Below are 26,243 nucleotides of genomic sequence, written 5' to 3'. Positions count from 1 at the left end.
GCTCGCTGTCGGGCACCACCGGCTGCGGCGCGGTCACCACCGAAAGGATGACGTTCTGCTCATGCAGCACCTTGTAGTGTTTCAGGCTGTGCATCAGTGCCGTTGGCGCGCTCAAGGGATCGCTGGTCAGGAACACGGCGGTGCCGGACACCAGCTGCGGCTTCTTCTTCAACAGATTGCCGGCGAGGAAATCGAGCGGGATCTCGTTGCGCCGGGTCTTGTCGAACAGATAGCGGCTGCCGCGCACCCAGGTCCACATGCCCAGCACGATGGTGAAGGCCACGGCCAGCGATGCCCAGCCGCCCTCGAACACCTTGACGATATTGGAGGCAAAGAAGCCGATGTCGATAAAGGCAAACAGCGTCGTCAGCGAGACGGCCAGCCACAGCTGCCATTTCCAGATACGCGTCATGACGACATAGAGCAGCACCGTCGTCACCAGCATGTTGCCGGTCACCGAAATACCATAGGCCGACGCCAGCTTGCTGGACTCGCCGAAGCCGACGACCAGCATCATCACCACCAGCGCCAGCAGGAGATTGACGCGCGGCATGTAGATCTGGCCGGACTGTTTTTCGGATGTGTGCAGGATTTCCAGACGCGGCAGCATGTTGAGCTGCACGGCCTGCCTGGTCAGCGAGAAGGCGCCCGAAATCACCGCCTGGCTGGCGATCACGGTCGCAGCAGTCGCCAGCACGACCATCGGGATCAGCGTCCAGCCCTCGTTCATCTCGAAGAACGGATGGCCGACCACGCCGTTCTTTGCCAGCACGAAGGCGCCTTGCCCGGCATAATTGAGCAGCAGGCAGGGAAACACGATCGCCAGCCAGGCGAGCACGATCGGCTTGCGGCCGAAATGGCCGAGATCGGCATAGAGCGCTTCGGCGCCGGTGACGGCGAGGAAGATGGCGCCGATGGTAACGAAGGCGACGTCGGGCGAATTGATCAGAAAGGCAACGATGTAGTGTGGGCTCACCGCCCACAGGATTTCCGGATCGGCGATGATGTGGTTGAGACCGGAAAGGCCAATGGCCAGGAACCATACTGCGGTCACCGGGCCGAACACCAATCCCACCCCGCCCGTGCCAAAGCGCTGTACCGCGAACACCATGGCAAGAATGACCAGAGTTAGCGGCACCACATAAGGCTGGAAGGCAGGCGTGACGACATTCATGCCCTCGACGGCCGACAGCACCGAGATTGCCGGCGTGATGACGGCGTCACCGAAGAAAAGCGATGCCCCGACGATGCCGATGCCAAGTATCAGCGCCGAACGCTTGGGGAAACTGCCGCGCGCCAGCGCCATCAGCGACAGCACGCCGCCCTCGCCGCGGTTGTCGGCGCGCAGCACAAACATGATGTATTTGATGGTGACGATGATCGTCAGCGACCAGATGATCAGCGACAGAACGCCAAGAATATCGCCGCGATCCGCCACGCTACCGCGCGACGATGCCACCAGCGCCTCGCGGAACGCATAGATCGGGCTGGTGCCGATATCCCCATAGACGACGCCAAGCGCGCCCAGCATTAACACCTTGGTGCTGTGCTGTTCGATTTCAGGATGGCTCGATTGTTCGACGGGTTCTGCCTCACTACCAGCATTGGCAAGGGCCATGGACGACACTCCGATAAGTGCGCGGTCATCTACGCTTGCTGCGATGCAATATCAAGTGCCGTCGCGTGATGGCCCCCATGCCGGCAACGCTCGGCTGCTCGGGAGATCATCGGTCCACGCGAGATTCGCAGGCTCGATCTGCAGGCATGGTCGCACCAGCATGACCGGCAGCACATGCGTCCGTCAGATCGCTACCTGCGTACCAATCTCTACCACACGGCCGGTCGGGATCTGGAAATATTCGGTCGCGTCGGCCGCCGTGCGCGCCAGGCCGATGAACAACCGGTCCTGCCACACCGGCATGCCGGAATTGGGCGAGGCCTTGAGCGAACGTCGCGACAGGAAGAACGAGGTCGTCATGATGTCGAACTTCCAGCCCTGCTTGCGGCAGATCGCCAGCGCGCGCGGGATGTTGGGCTGCTCCATGTAGCCGAAGGTCAGCGTCACCCGCATGAACAGCTCGTTGACCGTCTCCATCTTGACCCGCTCGCTGTCGGGCACCACCGGCTGCGGCGCGGTCACCACCGAAAGGATGACGTTCTGCTCATGCAGCACCTTGTAGTGYTTCAGGCTGTGCATCAGYGCCGTTGGCGCGCTCAAGGGATCGCTGGTCAGGAACACGGCGGTGCCGGACACCAGCTGCGGCTTCTTCTTCAACAGATTGCCGGCGAGGAAATCGAGCGGGATCTCGTTGCGCCGGGTCTTGTCGAACAGATAGCGGGTGCCGCGAATCCATGTCGACATGATCAGCCCCATTATGCAGGCGACAGTAATTGATACCCATCCGCCTTCGAAGATCTTGACGACGTTTGCCAAGAAAAAACCGCTGTCGATTATGCCGAACAGCAGGGCCAGAGCCAAGGCAAGCGCCAGCTTCCATTTCCACAGCTTGCGCATCACCACGAACAGCAGAATGGTCGTCATCAGCATTTCGCCGGTGACCGAAATTCCGTAAGCGGAGGCCAGCGCACTCGAGCTGCCGAAACCAACCACCAGCAGCATCACCCCGATCGCGATGAGCAGGTTGACGCGGGGCATGTAAATCTGCCCGAGCTGCATTTCAGAGGTATGCTGCACCTCGATGCGCGGCAGAAGGTTGAGCTGCACGGCCTGACGAGTCAGTGAAAAAGCGCCTGAGATGACCGCCTGGCTGGCGATAACGGTCGCGGCCGTTGCCATGCCCACCATCGGCATCAGTGCCCAGTCAGGCAGCATCTGAAAGAATGGATTGGTCGGCCTGCCACCATTGGCCAGGACAAAAGCGCCTTGCCCGAAATAGTTGAGCAGCAGGCACGGGAAAACCACGGAAAACCAGGCCATCACGATCGGCTTGCGCCCGAAATGGCCGAGATCRACATAGAGCGCCTCGGCCCCGGTCACGGCCAGGAACACCGCACCGACGGTCACAAAGGCGGCGGTCGGAGTACCGGCGAGATAATAGACGGCGTAGTAAGGATTGATCGCCATCAGGACCGATGGATCGTCCGTCAGGTGATAGAGCCCTGCGATGCCGATGGCCAGGAACCAAAGCGCTGTCACCGGCCCGAACACCGCCGCGACCTTTCCGGTGCCGAAGCGTTGCACCGAAAACAGAAGGGCCAGGATGACCAACGTGATGGGCACGACATAGGCATCCAGTGTCGGGGTCACCACCTCCAGGCCTTCGACCGCCGACAGCACGGAGATGGCCGGTGTGATGATAGCGTCGCCAAAAAACAGCGCCGCACCGCAAAGCCCGATCCCGAGAATTAGTCGGGCGCCTTTCGGATAGGCGCTTCGTGCAAGCGCCATCAGGGATAGCGTGCCGCCCTCGCCCTTGTTGTCTGCACGAAGCACGAAGGCGACATACTTTATGGTGACGATGATCGTCAGCGCCCAGACAATCAGCGACAGAACGCCCAGCACATCGCTACGCGTATCGGTGCCGGGAGAAGCATGGAGCGCTTCTCGGAAGGCGTAGATGGGGCTGGTGCCGATATCGCCATAGACGACACCGAGCGCGCCCAGCATCAGAACCTTGGTGCTGTGCTTTTCGACCTCGGAATGGCTCGATTGTTCGACGGTTCCAGCCTCGCTACCGCTACTGGCAAGGGCCATCGACCACTCTCCGACAAGCGCGCGGCGCTCTATGCATGCTGCGATACGATATCAATTGCACGCGATGGCTGCCATACTTTCAATGCGCGGCTCTACCCTACCACCCGCAGGCCTTCAGGAACCGCCCCACCGTGCCGGCCATGCCATACTCCAACGCGTCGGCTGTCAATCCATGTCCGATCGACACTTCGGCTAATGCCGGAATGCGCTTTGCCAGTGCCGGAAGGTTGCTGACCACCAGATCGTGCCCGGCATTGACCTGAAGACCGGCGGCAAGCGCGGCATCAGCGGTTTTTCCCAGTCTTTCCAATTCCTTGGCCGCTCCGGCGGGATCGGAATGATAACTGCCATAAGGGCCTGTATAAAGCTCTATGCGGTCGGCGCCGATGTCCCGCGCGGCCGTCACGCCCGCAGGATCCGGGTCCGAAAACAGCGACACACGAAAGCCGCCCTTCTTCAGACGCCTGACGATCGGAGTAAGGAACGCGGCCTCGGCGGCAAAGTTCCAGCCATGGTCCGACGTCGCCTGCGCCGGATCGTCCGGCACCAGCGTCACCTGTTCGGGCTGATGCTTTTCCACAAGCACCAGGAAATCCTCGGTCGGATAGCCTTCGATGTTGAATTCCGCGCGCGGAAATTCGTCGTCGATCAGGGACCGTATCTCAGGCAGATCAGAGTGTCTCGTGTGCCGCTCGTCGGGGCGCGGATGCACCGTCAGCCCATGCGCCCCGGCTGCGAGCGCGATGCGGCCGAGGCCCGTCACGCTCGGCCACGGCAGGTCACGCCGGTTGCGCAGCATGGCGACGGCATTGAGGTTGACGGAGAGTTTTGCGGGCATGGAAGCGGCCTCGGAGATCATTCGACGCGCCACCTATAATGCCTTTGGCGGGAACAGACAGGGGGTTTCGAGTGTTCCAAGCGTGATGAAGTGAGTCCGCGAAAGGAAGCGCCATGAATTTTCTCGATGCCGTACCGGCTATCCGTCGCCTCGAGACCAGCCGTGACGATCTTCTCGCCATCGATGTCGTCGGCCACGTCTCGGCGGCCGATGGCGAAAACCTTTTCGGGTTGATGGAGGCAGCCTATGCCCTTCACCCACATATCGACGTGTTGGTGCGCCTTGTCGATCACGATGGCGTCGACTGGGCCAATATTGCCGAAGAGACCCTGACGCAGGGCACCGCCCATGCAATGCAACATGTCGGCCGTTGCGCGACGATCGGCGAGCCGGACTGGACCGCCGACGCGCGACATGTCCTGCGGGATGCTCCGGCAATCGAATTCAAGCATTTCGAGACCGAGGACGAAGCCTCGGCCTGGCAATGGCTTGGAGCCCGGCCGACCGAAGAGCAACAGGGTCGCGGCTGAAACACGACAGCCCCGCAGGGCCGTCGAATGCCTGCTACCTGACGATCGTCAGCCGCTCGGCCGCGCGCGTGATGGCGGTGTAGAGCCAGCGCTGGCGGGTTTCCTTGAAGGCCCAGCTTTCATCGAACAGCACGATCTCGTTCCATTGCGAGCCCTGCGCCTTGTGCACAGTCAGCGCGTAGCCATAGTCGAAATCGTCGAAGCGCTTCTTCTGCTGCCAGGGGATGTCGGCATCCGGATCCTCGAAGGCTGCCTTGAGCAGCTTGATCTTGGCAACGCCGCGATCCGGATCGTCCTCTTCCGGCGACACCAGAAGGTTGATGCCGGGCTTCACCGTCTCGCGCGACGAGGTCATCACCTTCCATAGCGAGCCGTTGAGCAGGCCCTTGGCCGGATCGTTGCGCAGGCAGACGAGCTTGTCGCCGGCCTGCGGATAGTCGGCATTGAAGCCTTTGAGTTCGCGCAGCCGCTGATTGTAGCGCCGCCGCGTGCGGTTGGTGCCGACCAGCACCTGGTCGGCCTTGAGCACCAGTTCCTGGGTGACGTCTTCCTTGCCGATCACCTGGGCCGTGCCATAGTCCCCGCGCATGAACTCGCGGCCCTCGCGAACATCGAGCGCCAGCCGCAGGATCGGATTGTCGCGTGCCTGCCGGTGGATTTCGGTGAGCAGGAAATCCGGCTCGTGGTCGGTGAAGAAGCCGCCGCCCGAAATCGGCGGCAGCTGGCCGGGGTCGCCGAGCACCAGGATCGGCGTGCCGAAGCTCATCAGGTCGCGGCCAAGCTGTTCGTCGACCATCGAACATTCGTCGATGACGACCAGTTTCGCCCGCGAGATCGGGCTTTGCCGGTTGAGCGAAAAGGTCGGTGACATCGAGGTCTTGCCGGTGACCTCGTCCGATACCGATTCCTCGCCCTTCGGCCGATAGATCAGCGAATGGATGGTGCGGGCGTTGATCGCGCCCTTGGAGCGCAGTACCTGTGCGGCCTTGCCGGTGAAGGCGGCGAACTGGACCTGGCCGTCGACATGCTCGGCGAAATAGCGCGCCAGCGTCGTCTTGCCGGTGCCGGCATAGCCGAACAGCCGGAACAGCTGCGGCTTTCCGGTCTTGAGCCAGCGGGCAACCGCTTGCAGCGCCTCGTCCTGTTGGGGAGAGAATTCCATCAGCGCGAGAGACCGGATTCGCAAGGGAAAGACAAGATAGCCGCCACCACCATCGACGTGTCGGGGCGCTTCAGCGCCACGGACGGGTCAGGCTATCAGGCGCAAACAAGAACGTAAAGAGAACAGACGTGGCAACGCCGCGGTTATGGTCGGGCTGCCGCCACGACCTGTCTGGTCGGCCTGGGGTCGTTCTCCAGCAGGATCGGCTTGCCATGCGGAGTGGCGTGCGCGGCGCGCTCCCAGGCTTCAGCCATGGCATCGACATCCGCCTTGGCGGTCAGCCCTTTCGAAACAAGCAAGCTTTCCAGCGCCGCCAGCCAATGTTCGTAATAGTCATGGCCGTCAACCGCGGCACCTGGCTTCTTCACCTGCGCCGACAGTGCCTGTGCCCATTCGCCCCACGAAAACAGGCCCTTGTCATGCAGCGCAACCGTCATGGCGAATGCTTCGGCCTGCCATGGCTCGGCAAAGACCGGGGCATCGACGCCAAGCGGCAAATCGGCGGCGGGTCCGTTTGCCTCACGCCGGCTCAAGATAGCTCTCCCAGGCATCGATCGACACGCTCAGCGTCGGGTCGGCGCCCTCGCCCCAGATTTCCGACCCTTCGAAAACCACCGTGTAGACCCATTGCGGGTTTTCGCCATGGCCATGCGCGTTGCTGTCCGGAAACACGAAGCCATCACGCACCGCCTCGATCGTTCCGTGCTTGCCGCGTGCATAGCGCGGCAGCCTGGTGTGGCCCGTCGGGTTGAAGTTCTTGGTCCGTACGGGGTCGCCGGCCTTGAACCGCGCCGGCTGCGCCACCGGGCGGTCGCAAGGACCGCCGTCGGCCAGCACCGCGGCCACGTTTTCGGCCTTCAGCACCCGTTTCGGCACCGCTGCCGGATCGACTGCGGTGCCTGCCTTAAGATCGCGCTCGCTGACGAACCCATGGCGCTTGAGCAGCACTTCCAGCGCCTTGATCCAGATCTCGTAGTAGCTGGAGGCATAGTAATCGGCGGGATGCAGCGATTCCCGCGCATGCCGGCTCTCGTCGATGTTCCATGCGCCCATCGCGCCTGCGCATAGGGTCACGCCCAGCGCCCGCCTTTCCCAGGCGGCATGGAAATACGGCTCGTCAATTTCCGGCGCGACCGGACCGAAGCCCATCTGCCCGCCAAGGTCCTGCGGCCCGTTCATGCCGGCTGCCTCGCCAAAGCGGTGCCGATCATCGCGTCGCGGCTCACCAGATCTGCCAGCCGCTCCTCGCTCCAGCCCTCGGTGCCGTCGGGACGCATCGGCACGACGAGATAGCGCAGCTCGGCGGTGGAATCGCATACGCGGATCTTTTTGTCGGCCGGCAGCGTCAGCCCGAACTCCTCTAGCAGACCGCGCGGATCGATGACCGCGCGCGAGCGGTAGGGCGGCGCCTTGTACCAGACCGGCGGCAGGCCGAGTACCGACCACGGATAACAGGAGCACAGCGTGCAGACGACGAGGTTGTGCGTCTCCTCGGTGTTGAAGACCGCCTGCATATGCTCGCCCTGGCGGCCGGTGTAGCTGAGCGATTCGATCGCCGCCGTCGCATCGCGCCTCAGCCAGTCGGCATAGGCAGGATCGCTCCAGGCCTTCGCCACCACCCTGGCGCCATTGCGCGGGCCGATCCTGGTCTCGTAGGTGTCGACGATGACGTCGATCGCGGCCGGATCGATCAGCCCCTTGCGGGTGAGGATCGTCTCCAGCGCACGCACCCGCGCGGCAAAGGGATCGAGCTCGTTGTCGTGGTCGTGATCGTGTGACATGACCGCAAATTACGTTTCCGGTGATGCCACCGCAAGCGCAACGCCTTGGGCCAGATGCTGGCGACCTTGAATTCTATTCGGCGGCCGTCTTCTGCGGTTCGAGCTGCTGCTCCTCGTTGACATCGAACAGAGAGGGCTGCCTCACAGGTTCCTTCGGGATCTCTTCAGCCTTGCGCTTCGGCATCAGCCCGACCAGCCAGCCCGAGAAATTCTCCATGTAGACATAGATCACCGGCGTCACGAACAAGGTCAGCGCCTGCGAAGCAAGCAGGCCGCCGACAACGGCAACGCCCAGCGGCTGGCGCAGCTCGGCGCTGGCGCCAGTGCCGAGCGCGATCGGAAACGTGCCCATCAGTGCGGCCAGCGTCGTCATCATGATCGGCCTGAAACGCATGAGGCAGGCCTTGTGGATGGACTCGGTGGCCGACAAGCCGTCTCGTCGCAATTCCAGCGCCACGTCGACCATCATGATGCCGTTCTTCTTGACGATGCCTATCAGCATCAGAATGCCGATCACCGCGATCACCGACAGATCCATGCCGGCGAAGCGCAGCGCAACGACGGCCCCAAGCACCGCCGATGGCAGGCCGGTGAGAATGGTGAGCGGGTGGATGAAGCTTTCGTAGAGGATGCCAAGCACGATGTAGATGGTCAGGATGGCGCCGCCGATCAGCAGGCCCTGGTTGGCCAGCGAATCCTGGAAGGTCTTGGCCGTGCCGGCAAAGGTCGTCGAGATCGCCGTCGGCATGCCGATCTGCTCCTTGAGCGCGTTGATGCGGGTCACGCTGTCGCCGAGCGCCACGCCTTGCGGCAAATTGTAGGAGATGGTCACAGCGGGCAGCTGGCCAAGCTGGTTAACGGTCAAGGCGCCGGCCGTGCGATCGACCCGGGCAAAGGCGCCAAGCGGCACCAGACTGCCGCTCGCCGTCCTCATCTGGATGGCAAGCATCCGTTCGGGCGACCATTCGATCTTGGGATCGAGTTCGGTGATGACTTCGTAACTGTCGGCCGAACCGAAGATTGTCGAAACCTGGTCGGTGCCGAACCCGCCATAGAGAGCGGAGCGCAGCGTGTCGGTATCGATGCCGAGCTGGGCGGCCTTATCGCGATCCACCACCAGCGTCGCCTGCAGCGCATTGTTCTGCAGGTCGCTGGTGACGTCGGCGAAGGTCGCATGGTCGGCCGCCATCGCGTCGTTCATCTTCTGCGCCCAGATATCGGTCTGGCCGGTATCCAGACCCTGAACCACGAGCTGATAGGCGCTGGCCGACGACCGCGAACCCAGCCTCAGGTTCTGCACCGGTTGCATGTAGGTCTCGATACCCGCCACGCCGGCCAGTTGTCGCCTTAGATCCGAAAGGACCTTCTCGATATCGGGACGCTGATCCTTCCCCTTGAGCTGGACGAACAGCTGCCCCTGGTTGAGCGCATTGTTGCCGCTGCCCGCCGACCACGCCACATGGTCGACATAAGGCGAATGCGAGAAGACGTTGGCCACCTGCCCTTGCAGCTTTGCCATGGCGTCAAACGAGATGTCCTGGCGCGCGATGGTCGTCACCGATATCTGGCCGATATCCTCCTGCGGGAAGAAGCCCTTCGGCGAGACCTGGATCAGCCATACCGACGCTGCCGCGGTTCCGATGAAGACGAGGAACACCAGGAAGGTGTGCCGCAGGCAGAAGCTCAAGATCCGGTCGTAGCCGCGTGTGATGAAATCCTGCTTGTGACCGGGGCCATGCTTGTCGCGATCGGCCTTCGTAACCGACAGCAGCCGCGAGCACAGCATCGGCGTCAGCGTCAGCGACACGAACATCGAGGCCAGGATGGCGACCGTCACCACGACGGCGAACTCGTTGAAGATGCGCCCGATCACGCCGCCCATTAGAAGCACGGGGATGAACACGGCGACCAGCGATATCGAGATCGAGATGATGGTGAAGCCGATTTCGCGCGCGCCCTTCAGCGACGCATCGAATGCCGACAACCCATCCTCCTCCATATGGCGGAAGATGTTTTCCAGCATCACAATGGCATCGTCGACGACAAGGCCCACCGCAAGCGTCAGGCCCATCAGCGATATGTTGTCGATGGAAAAGCCGAACAGGAACATCGCGCCAAGCGTGGCGATCAGCGAGATCGGCACCGCCACGGCCGGGATGATGGTCGCCGTCACCCGGCGCAGGAACACGAAGATCACCATGACCACCAGCGCGATGGTCAACAGCAGCGTGAACTGCACGTCATCGACGGCCTGGCGGATCGAGGTCGAACGGTCGTTGAGCAGCTTGATCGAGGCGGCGGCCGGCATCTGGTCCTGGAAGGACGGCAACATCGCCTTGACCTTGTCGACGACGTCGACGGTGTTGGCGTCGGGCTGGCGCTGCACGGCCATGATGATCGCGCGGGTACCATCGTACCAACTTGCGGTGGTGGTCGTCTGCACCGAATCGACGACGCGGGTCACCTCGCCCAGCCGTACCGGGTGACCATTCTTGGTGGCGATGATGAGGTTGGAGAAGCCGGCAGCGTCGGTCAGTTGCGTGTTGGCCGTGATGGTAAGCTGTTGCTTGTCGTTCTGCAGAACGCCGAGCGGCGTGTTGCTGTTTGCAGACGCGATCGCCGCTTGCAGCTGGTCGATCGAGATGCCGCGCGCGGCGAGCGCGGTCGGGTCGATCTGGATGCGCACGGCGTATTTCTGCTGGCCGAAGATCGAGACTTGCGCCACCCCATCGATCGTCGACAGTGACGGCGAGATGACGTTTTCCGCGAAAGCATCGAGGTCGGTCAACGGAACGGTGTCGCTGACCAGCGACATCAGCAGGATCGGCGCATCGGCCGGATTGACCTTGCGATAGCTCGGCGGCGCCGTCATCTGCGGCGGCAATGATTTCTGCGTGCGCGCGATCGCCGCCTGCACGTCGGCCGCTGCCGCATCGATGTCGCGGTTGAGCACGAACTGGATGGCGATCGAAGTCGAACCGAGCGAGTTCGTGGTCGAAATGGAATCGATGCCGGCGATGGTGGCGAACTGCTTGATCAGTGGCGTCGCCACCGATGTGGCCATGGTTTCCGGCGAGGCGCCGGGCAATTGGGCCGAGACATTGACCACCGGGAATTCGGCGCTGGGCAGTGCCGCCACCGGCAGGAACTTGTAGGCGAACAGTCCGCCCAGCACGAGGGCGAACGACATGAGGAGTGTGGCGACCGGCCTGCGAATGCAGAATTCGGAGATCATTGGGCGGCCTCGCCGGCCTTGTCGGCTTGCGCGACCTTGGGAGCGGCTTGACCGCCGCCGGTCGCGGCCTTGCCTTCATGCACGGCAGCGCCGTCCTTCAGCCTAGTCTGGCCTTCGGTGACAACTTTCTCACCGCTTTTCAGCCCTTGGCTAATGGCGCTGTTCTCACCTTCGGTCAGGGCCACCTCCACCGGCCGCATCTCGACCGTGTTGTCCGGCTTGACCACATAGACGAACGGCCCCTTCTGGCTGGGCTGCACCGCAACCGTGGGGACCGATGTCATCTTAGGCATGATGCCGGCATCGAGCACGACATTCACATATTGGCCCGGCCACAACGAGAGATCGGCATTCGGCACGCTCGCCCGCGTCGCAATCGTTCCGGAAGCAGTGTCGACGCTGGAGTCGACGAAATCGAGCGTCCCCTTGCCGATCGGCTTCGGGTCGCCGTCCTTGGTCAGCGTCACGGCATCCTGCTGCGGCGCGGCAAGCGCCTTGTGCAGAAGCGCCAGGTCGCTTTCCGGCAGATTGAAGTTGACCTGCAGCGGATCCATCTGGGTGATGGTCACCAGCGGGGTCGCCGTGCTGCTGTTGTTGCCATTGCTGGTGGTGACGAGGTCGCCGACCGCGACATTGACGGCGCCAAGCCGGCCGGAAATCGGCGCGGTGATCGTGGCAAAGCCAAGCTGGACGTTGTCGGCGTCGATTGTCGCCTTGTCGGCATCCACGGTCGCTGTCGCCGCCTTTTGCGCCGCAACCGCCTGGTCGTAGGTCTGTTGCGTCCCGGCCTGCTTGGCGACCAGGTCCTTGGCGCGCTGGAGATCCGAATTCGAGCTGGCGAGCATCGCCTGGTCCTTGGCGAGCGCCGCCTGGTCCTTGGCCAGTTGCGCCCTCAGTGCGCGATCATCCAGTGAAAACAAAACGTCGCCTGTTTTCACCATCTGCCCGTCCTTGACGTCAATCGATACGATCTGGCTGGACACCCGTGCATTGATGCTGACGACGGCCGGAGACGAGACGAAACCGATCGCATAGCGCCGGATCGGGAAATCGGCCGTCGAAGCGACGGCCGAGAGGATGGAGGCGGAGCGCGCCGCCGTGGCGCCCTTCTTGTCCGAAGCCGCGGCCGGTTGGTCCGCCGCGGCCACCTGCTTTGCGCCGATGATCTGTTCAACCTTGCCCAGCGCGTCCGGCGAAAGATAGAGCCAGCCCGCCGCGCCGAGGCAAGCGACGGCAAGCAACGAAAGAACGACTTTTCCACGCATGGTCAAAAGGCCCTCTCCATCCGACACGCGATGGGCCGATGGTTCGCATTCTAGCGCAAATCACGACCCGTTGCCGCGATTTCGCCGAATAGATAGGACACGCCTTTGGCGGAAAAGGGCCAAAACACGGCATTACGAAGATTTAATGTGCACTGCACAATGGATGTGCAGCCGACCAAGGTGGGCCGGGTTTCAGGTCAGGCCGGCATCACCTGCCCGCATCACTTGAATGTCGACACACCTAGCGGAGCATCGGCCACAACGTCGCCGCCAGCAGCACGCCCATGGCGATGTTGAACCATTTCAGCCGCACGGGGTCCGACAGGAAACCGCGCAGCGCGGTGCCGAAACCCGCCCACACCGAGACGCTCGGCAAATTGACGACGGTGAAGGCCACCGAGATCAACACCACCGACAGGAACGGATGTTCCGGATTGGTGTAGACGGCCATGGCGGTGATCGCCATCACCCATGCCTTGGGGTTGACCCACTGGAATGCCGCCGCATCGATGAAACGCATGGGCTGCCCCTTCGCCTCACCCTTGCCGGCAAGCGAACGCGACATGGCGATCTTCCAGGCGAGATAAAGCAGGTAGGCGCCGCCGGCGACCTTGAGTGCCGTATGCAGGATCGGAAACGCGGTCAGCACCGCACCCAGGCCAAGCCCGACCGCCACCAGCAGCACCAGGAAACCGATGCTGATGCCCAGCATGTGTGGAACCGTCCGGACGATGCCGAAATTCACTCCCGATGCCAGAAGCATGAAATTGTTCGGCCCCGGCGTGATCGACGTCACCAAGGCATAGACGAGCAGGGCAAGGAATGCGTCAAGCGACATGATATCCTCCCAGACACGTCAGCATTATTGTCTCTTTCCGGCGGCCGTAGGCAGAGCCAGACCTACGCTTGTGGAAGGCCCGGCCGTGCCTACATCCCCTGCGGGCCGCGGTTCATCGCCGCCACGCCGGTGCGGCAGATCTCGACCAGGCCGAGCGGCTTCATGATGGCGATGAACTGGTCGAGCTTGGAGCCCTTGCCGGTGATCTCGAAGATGAAATGCTCGGTGTTGGCGTCGATGACGCTGGCGCGGAAGGCGTCCGCCAGCCGCAGCGCCTCGACGCGGGCCTCGCCGGTGCCGGCAACCTTGACCAGCGCCAGCTCCCGCTCGAGCGGCCGCTCCTGGCCGAACTCGTGTGAGCGCACGGTCAGGTCGACGACGCGGTGGACCGGCACGATGCGCTCGAGCTGATGCTTGATCTGCTCCAGCACATGCGGCGTGCCGCGCGTCACGATGGTGATGCGCGACAGGTGCTTCTCATGCTCGGTCTCTGAGACGGTCAGGCTCTCGATGTTGTAGCCGCGCCCGGAGAACAGGCCAATGACCCGGGCAAGCACGCCCGGCTCGTTGTCGACCAGCACGGAAAGCGTGTGGTTCTCCGGCCTCTCCGTCTCCTTGGCGATGAAGTAGGCGGAGCCCGTGGGCTGAAGGTGCTGTGCGTTCATGACATGAATCTCGATTTCAAACTATTGAGCTAATTCTCTGTTTTCGCACGGCTTCTCGCGACAGCCCTGCCTCGGCTGAGCGGACTACACCAGTTCCCTGCCCTTGGCGTCGATGGCGTTGGCCACCGCCTCGTCGGTCGCCTCGTCGGGCAGCAGCATCTCGTTGTGTGCCTTGCCCGACGGGATCATCGGGAAGCAGTTGGCAAGCGTTGCCACGCGGCAATCGAACAGCACCGGCTTCTTCACCGCGATCATCTCCTTGATCGCATCGTCCAACTCGTCCGGCTTCTCGCAGCGGATGCCGTGGCCGCCATAGGCCTCGGCCAGCTTGACGAAGTCCGGCATCGCCTCGGTGTAGGAATGCGACAGCCGGTTGCCGTGCAGCAGCTGCTGCCACTGCCGCACCATGCCCATATATTGGTTGTTGAGGATGAAGATTTTGATCGGCGCGTCGTGCTGCACGGCCGCGCTCATCTCCTGCATCGTCATCTGCACCGAGGCGTCGCCGGCAATGTCGATGACCAGCGCATCGGGATGCGCGATCTGCACGCCCAATGCCGCCGGCAGGCCATAACCCATCGTGCCCAGCCCGCCTGACGTCATCCAGCGGTTCGGCTTCTCGAAATGATAGTGCTGCGCCGCCCACATCTGGTGCTGGCCGACCTCGGTGGTGATGTAGGTGTCCATGCCCTTTGTCAGTTCGTAGAGCCGCTGGATGGCGTATTGCGGCATGATGACGTCGTTGTTCATCTTGTAGGCGAGTGAATCGCGCGCACGCCATTTGGCGATCTGCTCCCACCAGGGGTAGAGCGCCTTCTTGTCGGCCTTGGCGGTGGCCCGCCACAGCCGCACCATATCCTCCAGCACCCGGCCGACATCGCCAATGATCGGCACTTCGGTGTGGACGTTCTTGTTGATCGATGACGGGTCGATGTCGATGTGGATCTTCTTCGAGTTCGGCGAAAACGCGGTCAGCCGCCCGGTGATGCGGTCGTCGAAGCGCGCACCGATGCAGATCATCACGTCGCAATCATGCATGGCCATGTTGGCTTCATAAGTGCCGTGCATGCCCAGCATGCCCATCCAGTTCTTGCCCGATGCCGGATAAGCGCCGAGCCCCATCAGCGTCGAGGTGATCGGGAAGCCGGTGAGATCGACCAGTTCGCGCAGCAGATGGCTTGCTTCCGCACCCGAATTGATGACGCCGCCGCCGCTATAGATGATCGGCTTCTTGGCGCTGGCCATCAATTCGACCGCCGCCTTGATCTTGTCCAGGTCGCCCTGGACCTTCGGCTGATAGCTGGTGCGCGGCGCGATCTGCGGCGACACGTAAAAGCCTCTGGCGAACTGCACGTCCTTCGGAATGTCGACCACGACCGGACCGGGACGGCCGGTGGTCGCGACATGGAAGGCCTCGTGAATGGTCGCGGCGAGCTCGTTGACGTCCTTCACCAGCCAGTTGTGCTTGGTGCAGGGGCGCGTGATGCCGACCGTGTCGCATTCCTGAAAAGCGTCGGAGCCGATCAGCGAGGTCGGCACCTGTCCGGTCAGGCAGACCAGCGGGATCGAATCCATCAGCGCGTCCTGCAGCGGCGTCACCGCATTGGTGGCGCCGGGTCCCGATGTCACCAGCATGACGCCGGCCTTGCCGGTCGAGCGCGCATAGCCTTCGGCCGCATGACCGGCGCCCTGCTCGTGGCGGACCAGGATGTGCTCGACCTCGTCCTGTTGGAAAATCTCGTCGTAGATCGGGAGTACCGCGCCGCCCGGATAGCCGAAGACGTGCTTGACGCCATTGTCCTTCAGCGCCTGCACCACCATTTCGGCGCCCGTCATTTCGGTTCTTGGCATTTCGCGCCGCTCACTCTGTCCGTTGCTCATCGGTCTGGTCCCGTACTGCCGCCATCTGGCGATTGCTGGTCGTTTAGTCGTGTTTCAGGCAATAAAAAAGGCCCCCGAGGGAGCCTGTGTGTGCGCATGGGAGGTTTTCGCCCGGCGGTTACACCGCCTTGCCCACGCGCTTTCCTACGAGAATGAGTGCCGTTTTCATGGTGGCGGACAATAGAATTGGTTTTACGCCGCTGTCAACGGCGAATCTGAGTGACATGAACCCGCAGCAAAGGGGCCGGCTCTCCTCTTCGGCACCGGCAAGCCATCACCGGAAAAATCCCATAGGTTTCCGATAAGGCATTGAAAACACGCCAAACTATTGGAGGGCGTGACGCTGCGGAGCTTTTGAAGAAATACTCAGCTCATCGTGGACAACTCGGTCCGGCCAAATCGCTCGATCGAGAAGCGATCACAATCCAAGGAGGAAAGCTGATGCTCGACAAGGCCCCTAACAAGAAACTGTCCGACCTGCTCGACCAATTCGGCGCCGCCCTGGCCGCCAACGACATCGAGAAAGCGGTCGATTGCTTTCAGGAGGACTGTTATTGGCGTGACCTCGTCACCTTCACCTGGAACATCAAGACCATGGAGGGTCGCGACCAGGTCCGCGACATGCTGAAGAGCCAGTTGTCGAAGACCAAGCCATCCCACTTCGCCATCGCCAAGGGTGAGGACGCGACCGAGAGCGGCGGGGTGATCGACGGCTGGATCAGCTTCGAGACAGAGGTGGCGCGCGGCTTCGGCCATGTCAGGCTGAAGAACGGCAAGATCTGGACGCTGCTGACCACCATGGTCGAATTGAAAGGCCACGAGGAGCCGGCGGGTTTCGCGCGGCCGATGGGTGCCAAACACGGCTCGGGCAAGAACCGTCAGACTTGGAAGGAAGAACGCGAGAAGGAAGCCGCTGAACTCGGCTTCAAGACGCAGCCCTACACGGTGATCATCGGCGGCGGCCAGGGCGGCATCGCGCTCGGCGCGCGCCTGCGGCAGCTCGGCGTTCCCACGATCATCATCGAGAAGAACGAGCGGGCCGGCGACAGCTGGCGCAAGCGCTACAAGTCGCTCTGCCTGCATGACCCGGTCTGGTACGACCATCTGCCCTATATCGATTTCCCGAAGAACTGGCCGGTCTTTTCGCCCAAGGACAAGATCGGCGACTGGCTGGAAATGTACACAAAGGTGATGGAGCTGAATTACTGGTCCTCGACCGAGGCCAAGAGCGCGTCCTATGACGACAAGAAGAAGGAATGGACGGTCGTCGTCCACCGCGACGGCAAGGACATTACGCTAAGGCCGAAGCAGCTGGTGCTTGCTACGGGACAATCCGGCAAGGCCAATATGCCGAAATTCAAAGGCATGGAAAACTTCAAAGGTGATCAGCATCACTCCTCGAAGCATCCCGGTCCGGATGCCTATGCCGGCAAGAAAGCTGTTGTCATCGGCTCGAACAATTCCGCCCACGACATAGCCGCGGCACTTTGGGAAGCAGGCGCCGATGTCACCATGGTGCAACGCTCGACCACGCATATCGTCAAGTCCGACACGTTGATGGAAATCGGGCTGGGGTCCCTCTATTCGGAACAGGCGGTGCAGAGCGGCATGAACACGGCCAAGGCCGACCTCGTCTTTGCCTCCCTGCCCTACAAGATCCTGCACGAATTCCAGATTCCGGCGTACGCCGAGATGAAGAAGCGCGATGCAAAATTCTACACGGGTCTGGAGAAGGCCGGCTTCATGCTCGATTGGGGCGATGACGATTCGGGCCTGTTCATGAAATATCTGCGACGCGGTTCGGGCTACTACATCGATGTCGGCGCTTCCGACCTGATCATCGATGGCTCGATCAAGCTGAAAAGCGGTGTCAACGTTGCCGAGATCAAGGAGCAGTCGGTGCTGCTCAGTGACGGCACCGAGTTGCCCGCCGATGTCATAGTCTACGCCACCGGCTATGGCTCGATGAATGGCTGGGCGGCCGACCTCATCTCCAGGGACGTCGCCGATAAGGTCGGCAAATGCTGGGGTCTCGGTTCGAACACCACCAAGGATCCCGGTCCATGGGAGGGCGAATTGCGGAACATGTGGAAACCGACGCAGCAGGAAGCACTGTGGTTCCATGGCGGCAATCTGCACCAGTCACGCCACTATTCGCAGTTCCTGTCGCTGCAGTTGAAGGCCAGGCACGCAGGCCTGCCGACGCCGGTCTACGGGCTGCAGCAGGTCCATCACAAGGGATAGCGCCTCGCACATCCGCCCTTTTTGAACCCGCGCGGCGATTCCGCCGCGCGGGCTCTTTCTGTTCAGTCCTGCAGCGTCACGCACTTCGCCTTGGCCCAACGCTCGAGGATCTTGCGCTCGTCCGTCGTTGCCAGACGATTGCCGAAACCGCGCACCTGCACCGCCCGATGCTGCGGATCGAGCTCGATCGTCAGCAAGCGTTCAGTCTTGCCGAGCGCCTTGCGCCGCAGCGCCCAGATCGAGGCATTGCCGGCAATGCATTTGGTCGCATAGGACGACACGCAATGATGCATCGCCCGGCTCTCGGCAACGAGGTCCTCTGCGGTCTTCAACTGGCGGATGGAGAACCACTCGCCATGCGCCTTCGCCTCCTTGGGCGGCGGATGCCATTCCCAATCCTGCAGGCGCGAGCCGTCCCAGGCGCTGCAATGCGCGGGTGCGCCGGCGACGGGCTGGGCCCGCGCGGCGACCCGCCGGCGCATCGCCTCGATGCGTTCGATCGCAATAAGATCGCGATGCCAGTCCGACATCTGCCGGTGCAGCGAGGCGAGCGTGCGGCCCTTCAGGCTGTAGGCAGCATCGCGCCGGTGCTTGGCGCCGACATAGTCACAGAGATCGTCGATCTCCTCCTTCGAAGCAGGATGCTCGCAGAAGAAGCGCGCCACCTCGCGCCAGAAGGCCAACTCGCCACGCGGCGTGCGCGCGATCTTCGTGCGTGCAAGTCGTGCAGCCAGCCCCCAATCCTCGGTGTAGGACCGGACGATCGCGAACCAGAACGCCTCGTCGAAGGTGAAATCGCCGGACACGTTCAGGAAGCAGTGCACCTCCTTTCGCGATAGCCACGCATTGGCGCCCGCTTTGTAGAGCGAGCCGCCACCCGCAGCCGTGACGTACCAGGCCAGGCGAAGTGCGATCTCCTGGCCGTCGAGTCCCGACCTATCCAGCCAGATGGCCTCGAGCGCGGCCGAAACCGGATAACGCGCAAAGAGATAGCGGGCGGCAGCCAGCCGCAGCCGCGCCGGGTCGCGCGTCTTCAGCTTTGGACGCCACAACGCGCCGTCGCGTATCGCCATGCCTGCATAGCCGCGGCGTACCTCGTCGAGCGCCCGCTCGAAATCGGGAGCGGGGCGCGGCATAGCGGAAACCCGCCGCAGCGATGCTTGATATGCTTCAATGCGTTCGCGCTCGGCGTCCTGCCTGCGCTGGATCATGGACTTCGCCATGGCCGTTCTTCCTGATTGGAACCCTGTCAGCCGCACGCAATTCCAGCGTCGGCACGGAATGTGTCGATCTGGGTTGGCGTGGCATGGACAGGTCTCCTTTCAGCATGACGTGTTGGGAATGGCGCGGTCTCTAGGCTCACAAGAAACTCGGCGCAAGTGCCATTCCTTCAATGTTTACAATGGCCTGCCGGAGTGTTGCAAAGCAGCATCTTTGATTTTCAGGCAGCCGCGATCATCAGCGGGGAGCTCTAGGCTTCCCGCCGTCTTCATGGACAACGAGGCTTAACGCCGTCGCGGGTTACGCAGCGCGGGTAGACGGCAACGGCGCCGCGCATCGCAGCACGGCGATCCTCAGAGTGTCAGGAAATTGGAACCGCTATGGCGCGGGTCAGCCCGTTCGTCCGCCGCGGAGGCGCAAAATGCGTGAACAAGATCTCATCGTCGCCTCCATCAAAAGCGTGGTCTATACGGTGCGGCCAATGAAAATGCGGGCCGCATGTCGGGCGCGGCTAATACATCGGAACAGGCGCAACGGCAAGACGGCGAGCGTGCTCGGCCTCGAGGGAGTTGCGTCAGGCGCGATCGCGAAAGTCGCGAACGACCCGCTGCAGCAGCGGCACGTAATCGCGGAACGTCCGTGTCTTCATGTTGGCGATCTTGCCGCTCTCATCCCAGATGCGGACCCGGACCGCTTCCTCGTGGAAGGGGTTCTTGCGGAATTCGGCCACCTCGTCCGCGCTCATCGGCCCACCCTGCAGCGACAGCGTATGCACCGATGCCTGCGAGAGCTTGCCGAAATAGGTCGGGTCGGTGGCGCAGAGATAGCGCTTGGCCGAGACATGTAGCCTGACGCATTCGACGATGACAGGCGGAAAGAACGGCGCCAGCACCTCGCCGCCGGCTTCGTCATGATGCTTGTCCTCGACATCCTCCGGCAAATAGGTGCCGAACTCGCTGGTGTAGTGGCCGATGTCGTGCAGCAGGGCCGCCGCCACCAGCTCGTCCGGCGCGCCGTCCTGCTCGGCGAACCATGCGCCCTGCAACATATGCTCCGACATGGTGACGGGCTCACCGAGGTAGGATTCCGCCCCCCTGCGTTCAAAGATGTCGGCGATGAACTCGACGATGTTGTCCGCGTTCAGGTCCTGGCCGCTCATTCCGCAGCCTCCTTGAACCCGTGTTCGATCGCCGCGAGCGTGGACAGCAGGCCGTCCTTGTCGGCGTAGCAACCCTGCAGCCAGCGCTTGCCGGTGCCGGAAAACGCCTTGCGGGCATGCATGACGCGGGTGTTGTCGACGATGAACGCCTGGCCCGCTTCGAGCTTGAAGGTCACTTCGAAGGATGGATCCTCGATCAGCTCGGCAAACCGGCGATAGGCGGCATAGTATGCCTCCATGTCGGCGAACGGCACGTCGACCGTCGGCGCCAGCGAACGGTTGTTGAAGCGGATGCAGATCAGCTCGCCGTCGGGACCGAGTTCGATCATCGGCCGCTTCGCCTGCAGCCGCACGCCGGCCGAGCCGGCATATTCGAACCGCGCAGGGCATGAACTCAACAGCCGAAAGCCTTCGGGGTTCTCAGCCTGCAAGGCGGCAGCCACGGCAAACCCGTCGACGACGCTGGACTCGCCACCCTCCACCGTATTTTCGATGCATGACAGGATCTGCAGCGTCGGCACCGGATCGCGATAGGGATTGTCGGTGTGCGCCTGGAGGCCGAGATTGGTGTAGGCGAGATTGCTGGGATTGACCTCGGCGTGCACTTCGAACCAGCGCCCGTAATTGGTCTCCCTGATATAGCCGAAGAGATCGGACACTTTGCAGAGCGCCCCGGATTCTGCCGGCAGATCGTCCATCACCGCGAAGCCATAGGCTTTCACCGCCGACAACCATTGCCTCAAGACGTTGCGGTCGCGGCTGGCAGCAGGGTAGCCGGCACGCGGCACGGAATTCTGCATCGTCGCCTTGGTCCAGCGCACTGTGTCCTCACCTGTCCAGCCAGCCTGGCGGGCCGCGTCGCGATCATAGGCATTGGCGCTCAGCCACTTTGAAGGAAAGCTCACCGTCTTTCCTTCCGGCACGAAGCTGACCTCGAGGGCGTCGCCCTTGATCGACGCCGCGCCGATCTTCGTCGCGGCTGGAATGTCGAGGATGGTGATGAGCCGCTGGCCGTTGCCCGCACTGCGCGTCTTCTCGTCCAGCGCATTGTCGCGCAGCCACATGGCGTGAAACCGGGTGCGCGTCCCGTCCCTCCAGCCAAGTTCGATGGTTCTGCCTTCATCGCCGATCAGCGCGTGGGTGAGCATGGAGATCCATTCCTGTTCGTATTATTCCCACGGCTCGGCCCTGGGTTTCGATTGCATGTTGACCGCACGAAAGGCATAACTCAAATTATCCTTTTTTGGCCAATGACCTCAATCAACTAATGGCTCGAACAATCCCACCCTTGCCTCCGCTTGACTGGCTGCGCAGTTTCGAGGCCGCGGCGCGGCTGTCGAATTTCACCGCCGCGGCAACCGAGCTTGGCTTGACCCAGGCGGCGGTCAGCCAGCACATCCGGCTTCTCGAAGAACGGCTGAAGACGCGCCTGTTCTTACGGCTGGCACGTGGAGTCGCGCTGGCGCCTGAAGGCGCGGCTTACCTGCCCCACATCCAGTCGGCTTTCGCCACCATCGGCAGCAGCACCGCTGAACTGTTCGAGCCCCGCGCCGTCCAGACCGTGACCGTTCGAGCGCCGATCTCCTTTGCCCTGCTGATGATCGTCCCGGCCCTGCCCGATCTGGCCAAGGCATTGCCGCGCATTCAGCTCGATCTGGTGACGATCCACCGACCGACCGACTACGACCTGCCGGGTTCGGCGCTCGACATCCGTTTCGGTAACGGATCCTTCCCCGGACGTGACGCCGACAGGCTGACCGCCGAGCGGCTCGTGCCGGTGGCTGCCCCGGCCCTGGCCGGCGACGCCGACTGGACCTCCCTGCCGCTGCTTCTGGTCGCCGGCGCACGCGAGATGTGGGCGGAATGGTTCGCGGCCGCAGGGTTGGCCGGCCACCCCCGGCGATCGCATCGCTTCGACAGTTTCGTTGCCGCGATGGAGGCGGCCAGGGCCGGTGCCGGCGTGCTGCTGGGCTCGCGGCCACTGGTCGATGCCGCGCTCAACAGCAGGACCCTGGTCAGGCTTTCCGACTTCGAACTCTCCAGCACCTCGGGGCATTTCCTGACCAAGGCGTCGACCGCGCGCCTGACCAGCGCCGAGCAGGATTTCCGCCGGTGGCTGCTGTCGCGCCTCTCCGGTTACGGTCCTGCGTGACTGGTTACGAGATTGGCCCGATACGCTTCCAGTAGAGGAGCGTACCGGTCAGCCCGCCATGCGGCTTCAAGGCATAGTCCGGTATCTCGCCGGCCAGCGTGAAACCGAGCTTCTCGTAGAGGCCTGAAGCACCCTCCTCCGTCGCCGTGTCGAGAACCAGCAGCGTGCGGCCCTTTTCCACCGCCAGGCTTTCGGCGGCCCGCATCAGGCGCGATCCCACGCCCCTGCCCCGGTAATCGAAACGGGTCATCAGCTTGGCGATCTCGGCCCGGTGGGGCTGGTTGGGCGGGCAGTCAAGCAACAGGGTGACAGTACCGACCAGGACCTCGCCGTCCCAGGCACCAAGCACCGCCCTTTCCCCTCTTGCCGCTGCTGCCAGGGATTTCTGCCAGAATGCACTAGCCGCTTCCGGTGGCAGCGGATGCGTGAAACTGACCGATCCACCGGCCGCTACCGTTGCGACCAGCAATTCGGCCAGCATCTCCTGCGTCGCCGCAGCCGGGGTCAGTGTTCCGATCTCGATCGAGTTCATGCGCGTGATGTCCCGTGATTGCGATGGCACGACTGAAGCGGTCGTCAGTCGAGATGGCGCACGCGGCGGCGCTTTCGTGCCGCCTTGATGGCGCCAATGCGTTCGGTGTCTTCTTCCCTGAGATGCCGCCCGCGCTCCAATATCTCGAGCGTATATTCCTCATAGGTCAGGCCCAGCCGCTCGGCCTTATCCATGCGCAGCAGCATGATCTCGCGGCTTGGCGCCTTCCACGCCTTGGCATGGGCGGCCTGCCAGGCAAGGAAGATATAGGGACGCCCTTGCCCCATGGCGGCCCCTTGTACTCGTCAAGAGGCGGCCCCCCATTGTGGGACCGCTTTGGTCGTCTGGCCATGACTTCAACCCCTGACCAGCGCGACCAGATAGTCGGCACCGGGTTCCAGGGCGTGGAAGGTGCAGTCCGATGGCGCGCCGAGCGCCAGACAATCGCCGGGGTCGAGCCGGTACACCACATCGCCCTCGGCGAACTCGAGCCGCCCCGAAATCAGCCATATCTGCTGCCTGATAAAAGCATAGGACGCGGCGGGAAAACTGACCCTGGCGCCCGCCGGCAACTGAACCCTGATCAGTTCCAGCGGCATGTCCGAGGCGGGTGACAGATGCCGCCTGACATAGCCCGTACCAGGGTCGCGCCACACCGGTTGATCGGCCTCGCGCAGCAGCCCGCCGCCTTGCAATTCGGCGCGCGCGATGAGCGTGGACAGCGTCATGCCGAAGGCCGAGGCTATGCGCACCAGAAGGGCCGCCGTCGGGCTGGTCTTGCCGCGCTCTATCGTGCTCAGCATCGCCTTCGACACGGCGGAGCGCCCCGCAAGCTCGGCCAGCGACCAGTCCCGCATGGTCCTTTCGGCGTGTATTCTTCTGCCGATGGTCGAGGAAATATCGTTCGCTATATCATCCATATATCCATTATAGCGAAATGCGGGCGATGGAGAAGAGCCCCCTCGCGACAATTTTCACGCACCCCTTAATCGTCTCTACACCATCCGACCTCATCCAGCCTTAACCCCGTTCCTGTAGGGTCGATGCTCCAGGGAAAATGGGGGTTGGTCTGTCCATGTATGTCGAACGCGAAGCCTCCGTTGGAGAACCGACATCGCAGGAGCGTCGCAACGCGGAGCAGAACGACAGGCGCATTCTGGGCAACGTCGTGCAATGCGACGGCGCGCGCGCCACCATCGGCGCCTTTGCGGACGATATTGACGGCGCGGTGACCGGCCTGTGGACAGTCGGCAAGATGATTTCCATCAATCTGGGATCCACGCGAACCGTCGGCCTGGTCTACGGGATCGGCAAGTCGGACCGCGCCTGGAGCAATGAAGGTCAAAACCCGATCGAGGTCAGCATCGAGCTGATCGGCGAAGTCCGCGACGGAGCAGAACCTGGCGCCAAGCCGATCTTCGATCGCGGCATCACCACCTATCCGCATATCGGCGCCATCGCCCATCGCATCCGCACCCGTGACCTGCAGGCGGTCTATGATCTGGCCGGGCGTCATTCGATCACCATCGGCACACTCTCACAGGACGAGACGATCGCCGCTAACATCGCCATCGACGATACGTTGGCGCGTCACTTCGCCGTGGTCGGCACCACCGGTGTCGGCAAATCCACCGCCGTCTCGTTGCTGCTGCGCAAGTCGATTGCGGCACGGCCGGACCTGCGCATCCTGATCCTCGATCCGCACAACGAGTTCGCCGCGTCGCTGCCCGAATATTGCGTCAGGGTCGATTCCAAGACGCTCGACCTTCCGTTCTGGATGTTCAGGCTGGAGGAGTTCGCCGAGGTGTTGTTCCGCGGCCGCGAGACGGTGCCGGAAGAGATTGACGCCTTGCGCGACCTCATCCCCGCCGCCAAGAACCTTTACCGCAACCCGAATTCGGGCAGCTACATCAGGCGCGGCAGCGATGCGCTGACCGCCGATACGCCGGTGCCTTACCGCATCGCGGACCTTATCAAGCAGATCGACGAGCGTATGGGCATGCTCGAAAGCAAGACCGATCGCCCGACGCTGAAATCCCTGAAGACGCGCGTCGAGTCGGCGGCGGCCGACCCACGCTACCGCTTCATGTTCAACTCGCGCCTGATCGAGGACACCATCCACGAGACGATCGGCAACCTCTTCCGCGTGCCGCATCATGGCCGCCCGGTGACCTGCTTCGAGATGGCCGGCATGCCGTCCGAAGTGGTCAATTCCGTCTGTTCGGTGCTGGCGCGCCTGGCCTTCGACCTCGCTTTGTGGAGCGAGGGCAAGCTGCAGCTTTTGCTTCTGTGCGAAGAAGCGCACCGCTACATGCCGGCCGATCCGCGTCTCGGCTTTGCGCCGACAAGGCACGCGCTGTCGCGCATCGCCAAGGAAGGCCGCAAATATGGCTGCTATCTTGGCGTCGTCACTCAGCGACCGGGCGAGCTCGACCCGACCATCCTGTCGCAATGTTCGACCTTCTTCGCCATGCGACTTGCCAACGAGCAGGACCAGGCGATCATCCGTTCGGCGATTGCCGACTCCTCGGCCTCGACGCTGGCTTTCCTGTCGTCCATGGGCCAGCGCGAGGCCATTGCCTTTGGCGAAGGCGTGGCGACGACGATGCGGCTGAAATTCGAGAAACTATCCTCGGAATTGATCCCCGGCACCAACAAACGCGAAGAGGCCGAGTCGAAAGCCGGCGAGGATGTCGACCTAGTGGCGATCGTCGAGCGGCTGCGCAACGTGCCGAAATCTACGCAGCAGGGGATGGCCTTCGCCGAAGTCGTCGATTCAAGCCGCCAGGCCGGCGATCCCGACTACCGCAAGCCGCCGGCCACCAGCCGGGTGCAATCGGATGACGATTTCGACATGCGCTACGGCCTCAAGCCCGCGACCTTCGGCCTACGCCCGCAAAACGACTGAGCCGACAGCCTTGCGCCATTCCGCCGACCGACTTGGAAGCCACGTCAGGCTTCCTGCTTCGTTGGTATGCCGGGGGTAAATCCCGAAAGGGAATTCATCAGGCCGAGTTGAATGACG

Annotated in this window: 21 protein-coding genes and 1 pseudogene; 4 read left to right on the top strand and 18 right to left on the bottom strand. The window is 62.7% G+C overall.

The features are described 5' to 3' along the window. The 3 genes from AC1DZP_RS10830 to AC1DZP_RS10820 form a co-directional block, all read right to left on the bottom strand. The coding region (locus AC1DZP_RS10830) for a potassium transporter Kup (protein WP_477302181.1) at nt 1-1,618 on the bottom strand (1,618 nt) is incomplete at its 3' end. A 183-nt stretch (nt 1,619-1,801) separates the two neighbouring features. After that, the gene (locus AC1DZP_RS10825) at nt 1,802-3,715 is read right to left on the bottom strand and encodes a potassium transporter Kup (protein WP_477302179.1); all 1,914 of its coding nucleotides are present in this window, start codon (nt 3,713-3,715) and stop codon (nt 1,802-1,804) included. A gap of 97 nt (nt 3,716-3,812) precedes the next feature. After that, complete coding sequence (locus AC1DZP_RS10820; RefSeq protein WP_477302177.1) at nt 3,813-4,553, bottom strand: pyridoxine 5'-phosphate synthase; 741 nt, start codon at nt 4,551-4,553, stop codon at nt 3,813-3,815. A gap of 113 nt (nt 4,554-4,666) precedes the next feature. On the opposite strand from AC1DZP_RS10820, the gene AC1DZP_RS10815 reads away from it, so the two are divergent. Beyond that, complete coding sequence (locus AC1DZP_RS10815; protein ID WP_477302175.1) at nt 4,667-5,083, top strand: SpoIIAA family protein; 417 nt, start codon at nt 4,667-4,669, stop codon at nt 5,081-5,083. Between the two features lie 34 nt (nt 5,084-5,117). Here AC1DZP_RS10815 and AC1DZP_RS10810 read toward each other — a convergent pair whose 3' ends face one another. The 9 genes from AC1DZP_RS10810 to AC1DZP_RS10770 form a co-directional block, all read right to left on the bottom strand. Then, nucleotides 5,118-6,245: an ATP-dependent DNA helicase gene (locus tag AC1DZP_RS10810; protein ID WP_457151500.1), complete on the bottom strand. Its 1,128-nt coding sequence runs from the start codon at nt 6,243-6,245 to the stop codon at nt 5,118-5,120. Between the two features lie 143 nt (nt 6,246-6,388). After that, the gene (locus AC1DZP_RS10805) at nt 6,389-6,778 is read right to left on the bottom strand and encodes a nitrile hydratase accessory protein (RefSeq protein WP_477302173.1); all 390 of its coding nucleotides are present in this window, start codon (nt 6,776-6,778) and stop codon (nt 6,389-6,391) included. Continuing rightward, nucleotides 6,765-7,424, bottom strand: coding sequence for a nitrile hydratase subunit beta (gene nthB / locus AC1DZP_RS10800; protein WP_477302171.1), 660 nt, complete (start codon nt 7,422-7,424; stop codon nt 6,765-6,767). Before nthB ends, AC1DZP_RS10805 begins: the two co-directional genes overlap by 14 nt. Then, a complete protein-coding gene (gene nthA / locus AC1DZP_RS10795) occupies nt 7,421-8,026 on the bottom strand; it encodes a nitrile hydratase subunit alpha (RefSeq protein ID WP_477302169.1) in 606 nt (201 codons plus the stop codon). Before nthA ends, nthB begins: the two co-directional genes overlap by 4 nt. Nucleotides 8,027-8,099: 73 nt before the next feature. Beyond that, nucleotides 8,100-11,261, bottom strand: a complete 3,162-nt coding sequence (locus AC1DZP_RS10790; RefSeq protein ID WP_477302167.1) for an efflux RND transporter permease subunit — start codon at nt 11,259-11,261, stop codon at nt 8,100-8,102. Beyond that, nucleotides 11,258-12,526, bottom strand: a complete 1,269-nt coding sequence (locus AC1DZP_RS10785) for an efflux RND transporter periplasmic adaptor subunit (RefSeq protein WP_477302165.1) — start codon at nt 12,524-12,526, stop codon at nt 11,258-11,260. Before AC1DZP_RS10785 ends, AC1DZP_RS10790 begins: the two co-directional genes overlap by 4 nt. A 241-nt stretch (nt 12,527-12,767) precedes the next feature. Next, nucleotides 12,768-13,364 carry a LysE family translocator gene (locus AC1DZP_RS10780; protein WP_457151506.1) on the bottom strand — a complete coding sequence of 199 codons (597 nt, stop codon included), beginning with the start codon at nt 13,362-13,364 and terminating at the stop codon, nt 12,768-12,770. 89 nt (nt 13,365-13,453) lie between these two features. Further along, on the bottom strand, nt 13,454-14,029 hold the full coding sequence (ilvN, locus tag AC1DZP_RS10775) for an acetolactate synthase small subunit (protein WP_013894763.1): 576 nt from the start codon (nt 14,027-14,029) through the stop codon (nt 13,454-13,456). An 84-nt stretch (nt 14,030-14,113) separates the two neighbouring features. Next, on the bottom strand, nt 14,114-15,910 hold the full coding sequence (locus AC1DZP_RS10770) for an acetolactate synthase 3 large subunit (protein ID WP_457151508.1): 1,797 nt from the start codon (nt 15,908-15,910) through the stop codon (nt 14,114-14,116). A gap of 441 nt (nt 15,911-16,351) precedes the next feature. On the opposite strand from AC1DZP_RS10770, the gene AC1DZP_RS10765 reads away from it, so the two are divergent. Beyond that, the gene (locus tag AC1DZP_RS10765) at nt 16,352-18,154 is read left to right on the top strand and encodes an NAD(P)-binding domain-containing protein (RefSeq protein ID WP_477302163.1); all 1,803 of its coding nucleotides are present in this window, start codon (nt 16,352-16,354) and stop codon (nt 18,152-18,154) included. A 62-nt stretch (nt 18,155-18,216) separates the two neighbouring features. Here AC1DZP_RS10765 and AC1DZP_RS10760 read toward each other — a convergent pair whose 3' ends face one another. From AC1DZP_RS10760 to tmpA, 3 genes are all read right to left on the bottom strand, one after another. Next, nucleotides 18,217-19,377: a PcfJ domain-containing protein gene (locus AC1DZP_RS10760; protein WP_477302161.1), complete on the bottom strand. Its 1,161-nt coding sequence runs from the start codon at nt 19,375-19,377 to the stop codon at nt 18,217-18,219. 572 nt (nt 19,378-19,949) lie between these two features. Next, complete coding sequence (gene tmpB, locus AC1DZP_RS10755) at nt 19,950-20,534, bottom strand: (R)-1-hydroxy-2-trimethylaminoethylphosphonate oxygenase (RefSeq protein WP_477302159.1); 585 nt, start codon at nt 20,532-20,534, stop codon at nt 19,950-19,952. After that, a complete protein-coding gene (tmpA, locus tag AC1DZP_RS10750) occupies nt 20,531-21,682 on the bottom strand; it encodes a 2-trimethylaminoethylphosphonate dioxygenase (RefSeq protein ID WP_477302157.1) in 1,152 nt (383 codons plus the stop codon). Before tmpA ends, tmpB begins: the two co-directional genes overlap by 4 nt. A gap of 119 nt (nt 21,683-21,801) precedes the next feature. On the opposite strand from tmpA, the gene AC1DZP_RS10745 reads away from it, so the two are divergent. Next, entirely contained in the window at nt 21,802-22,686 is an 885-nt protein-coding gene (locus tag AC1DZP_RS10745) for a LysR family transcriptional regulator (RefSeq protein ID WP_477302155.1), read from the top strand. A gap of 4 nt (nt 22,687-22,690) precedes the next feature. Here AC1DZP_RS10745 and AC1DZP_RS10740 read toward each other — a convergent pair whose 3' ends face one another. The 3 genes and pseudogenes from AC1DZP_RS10740 to AC1DZP_RS10730 all read right to left on the bottom strand — a co-directional run bounded on the left by AC1DZP_RS10740 (nt 22,691) and on the right by AC1DZP_RS10730 (nt 24,138). Further along, entirely contained in the window at nt 22,691-23,218 is a 528-nt protein-coding gene (locus AC1DZP_RS10740) for a GNAT family N-acetyltransferase (RefSeq protein WP_477302154.1), read from the bottom strand. Between the two features lie 44 nt (nt 23,219-23,262). Further along, nucleotides 23,263-23,570, bottom strand: a pseudogene (locus AC1DZP_RS10735) (hypothetical protein). 4 nt (nt 23,571-23,574) lie between these two features. Continuing rightward, nucleotides 23,575-24,138 (bottom strand): helix-turn-helix domain-containing protein, encoded by a 564-nt coding sequence (locus tag AC1DZP_RS10730; RefSeq protein ID WP_477302152.1) that lies wholly within the window; start codon nt 24,136-24,138, stop codon nt 23,575-23,577. A gap of 155 nt (nt 24,139-24,293) precedes the next feature. On the opposite strand from AC1DZP_RS10730, the gene AC1DZP_RS10725 reads away from it, so the two are divergent. Then, nucleotides 24,294-26,126, top strand: coding sequence for an ATP-binding protein (locus tag AC1DZP_RS10725; RefSeq protein WP_477302150.1), 1,833 nt, complete (start codon nt 24,294-24,296; stop codon nt 26,124-26,126). Nucleotides 26,127-26,243: the final 117 nt, after the last annotated feature.

Source organism: Mesorhizobium sp. P2_F8 (assembly GCF_056403655.1).
Note: the sequence above shows the minus strand (reverse complement) of the source record. Positions and strands in the feature narration are given on the sequence as shown.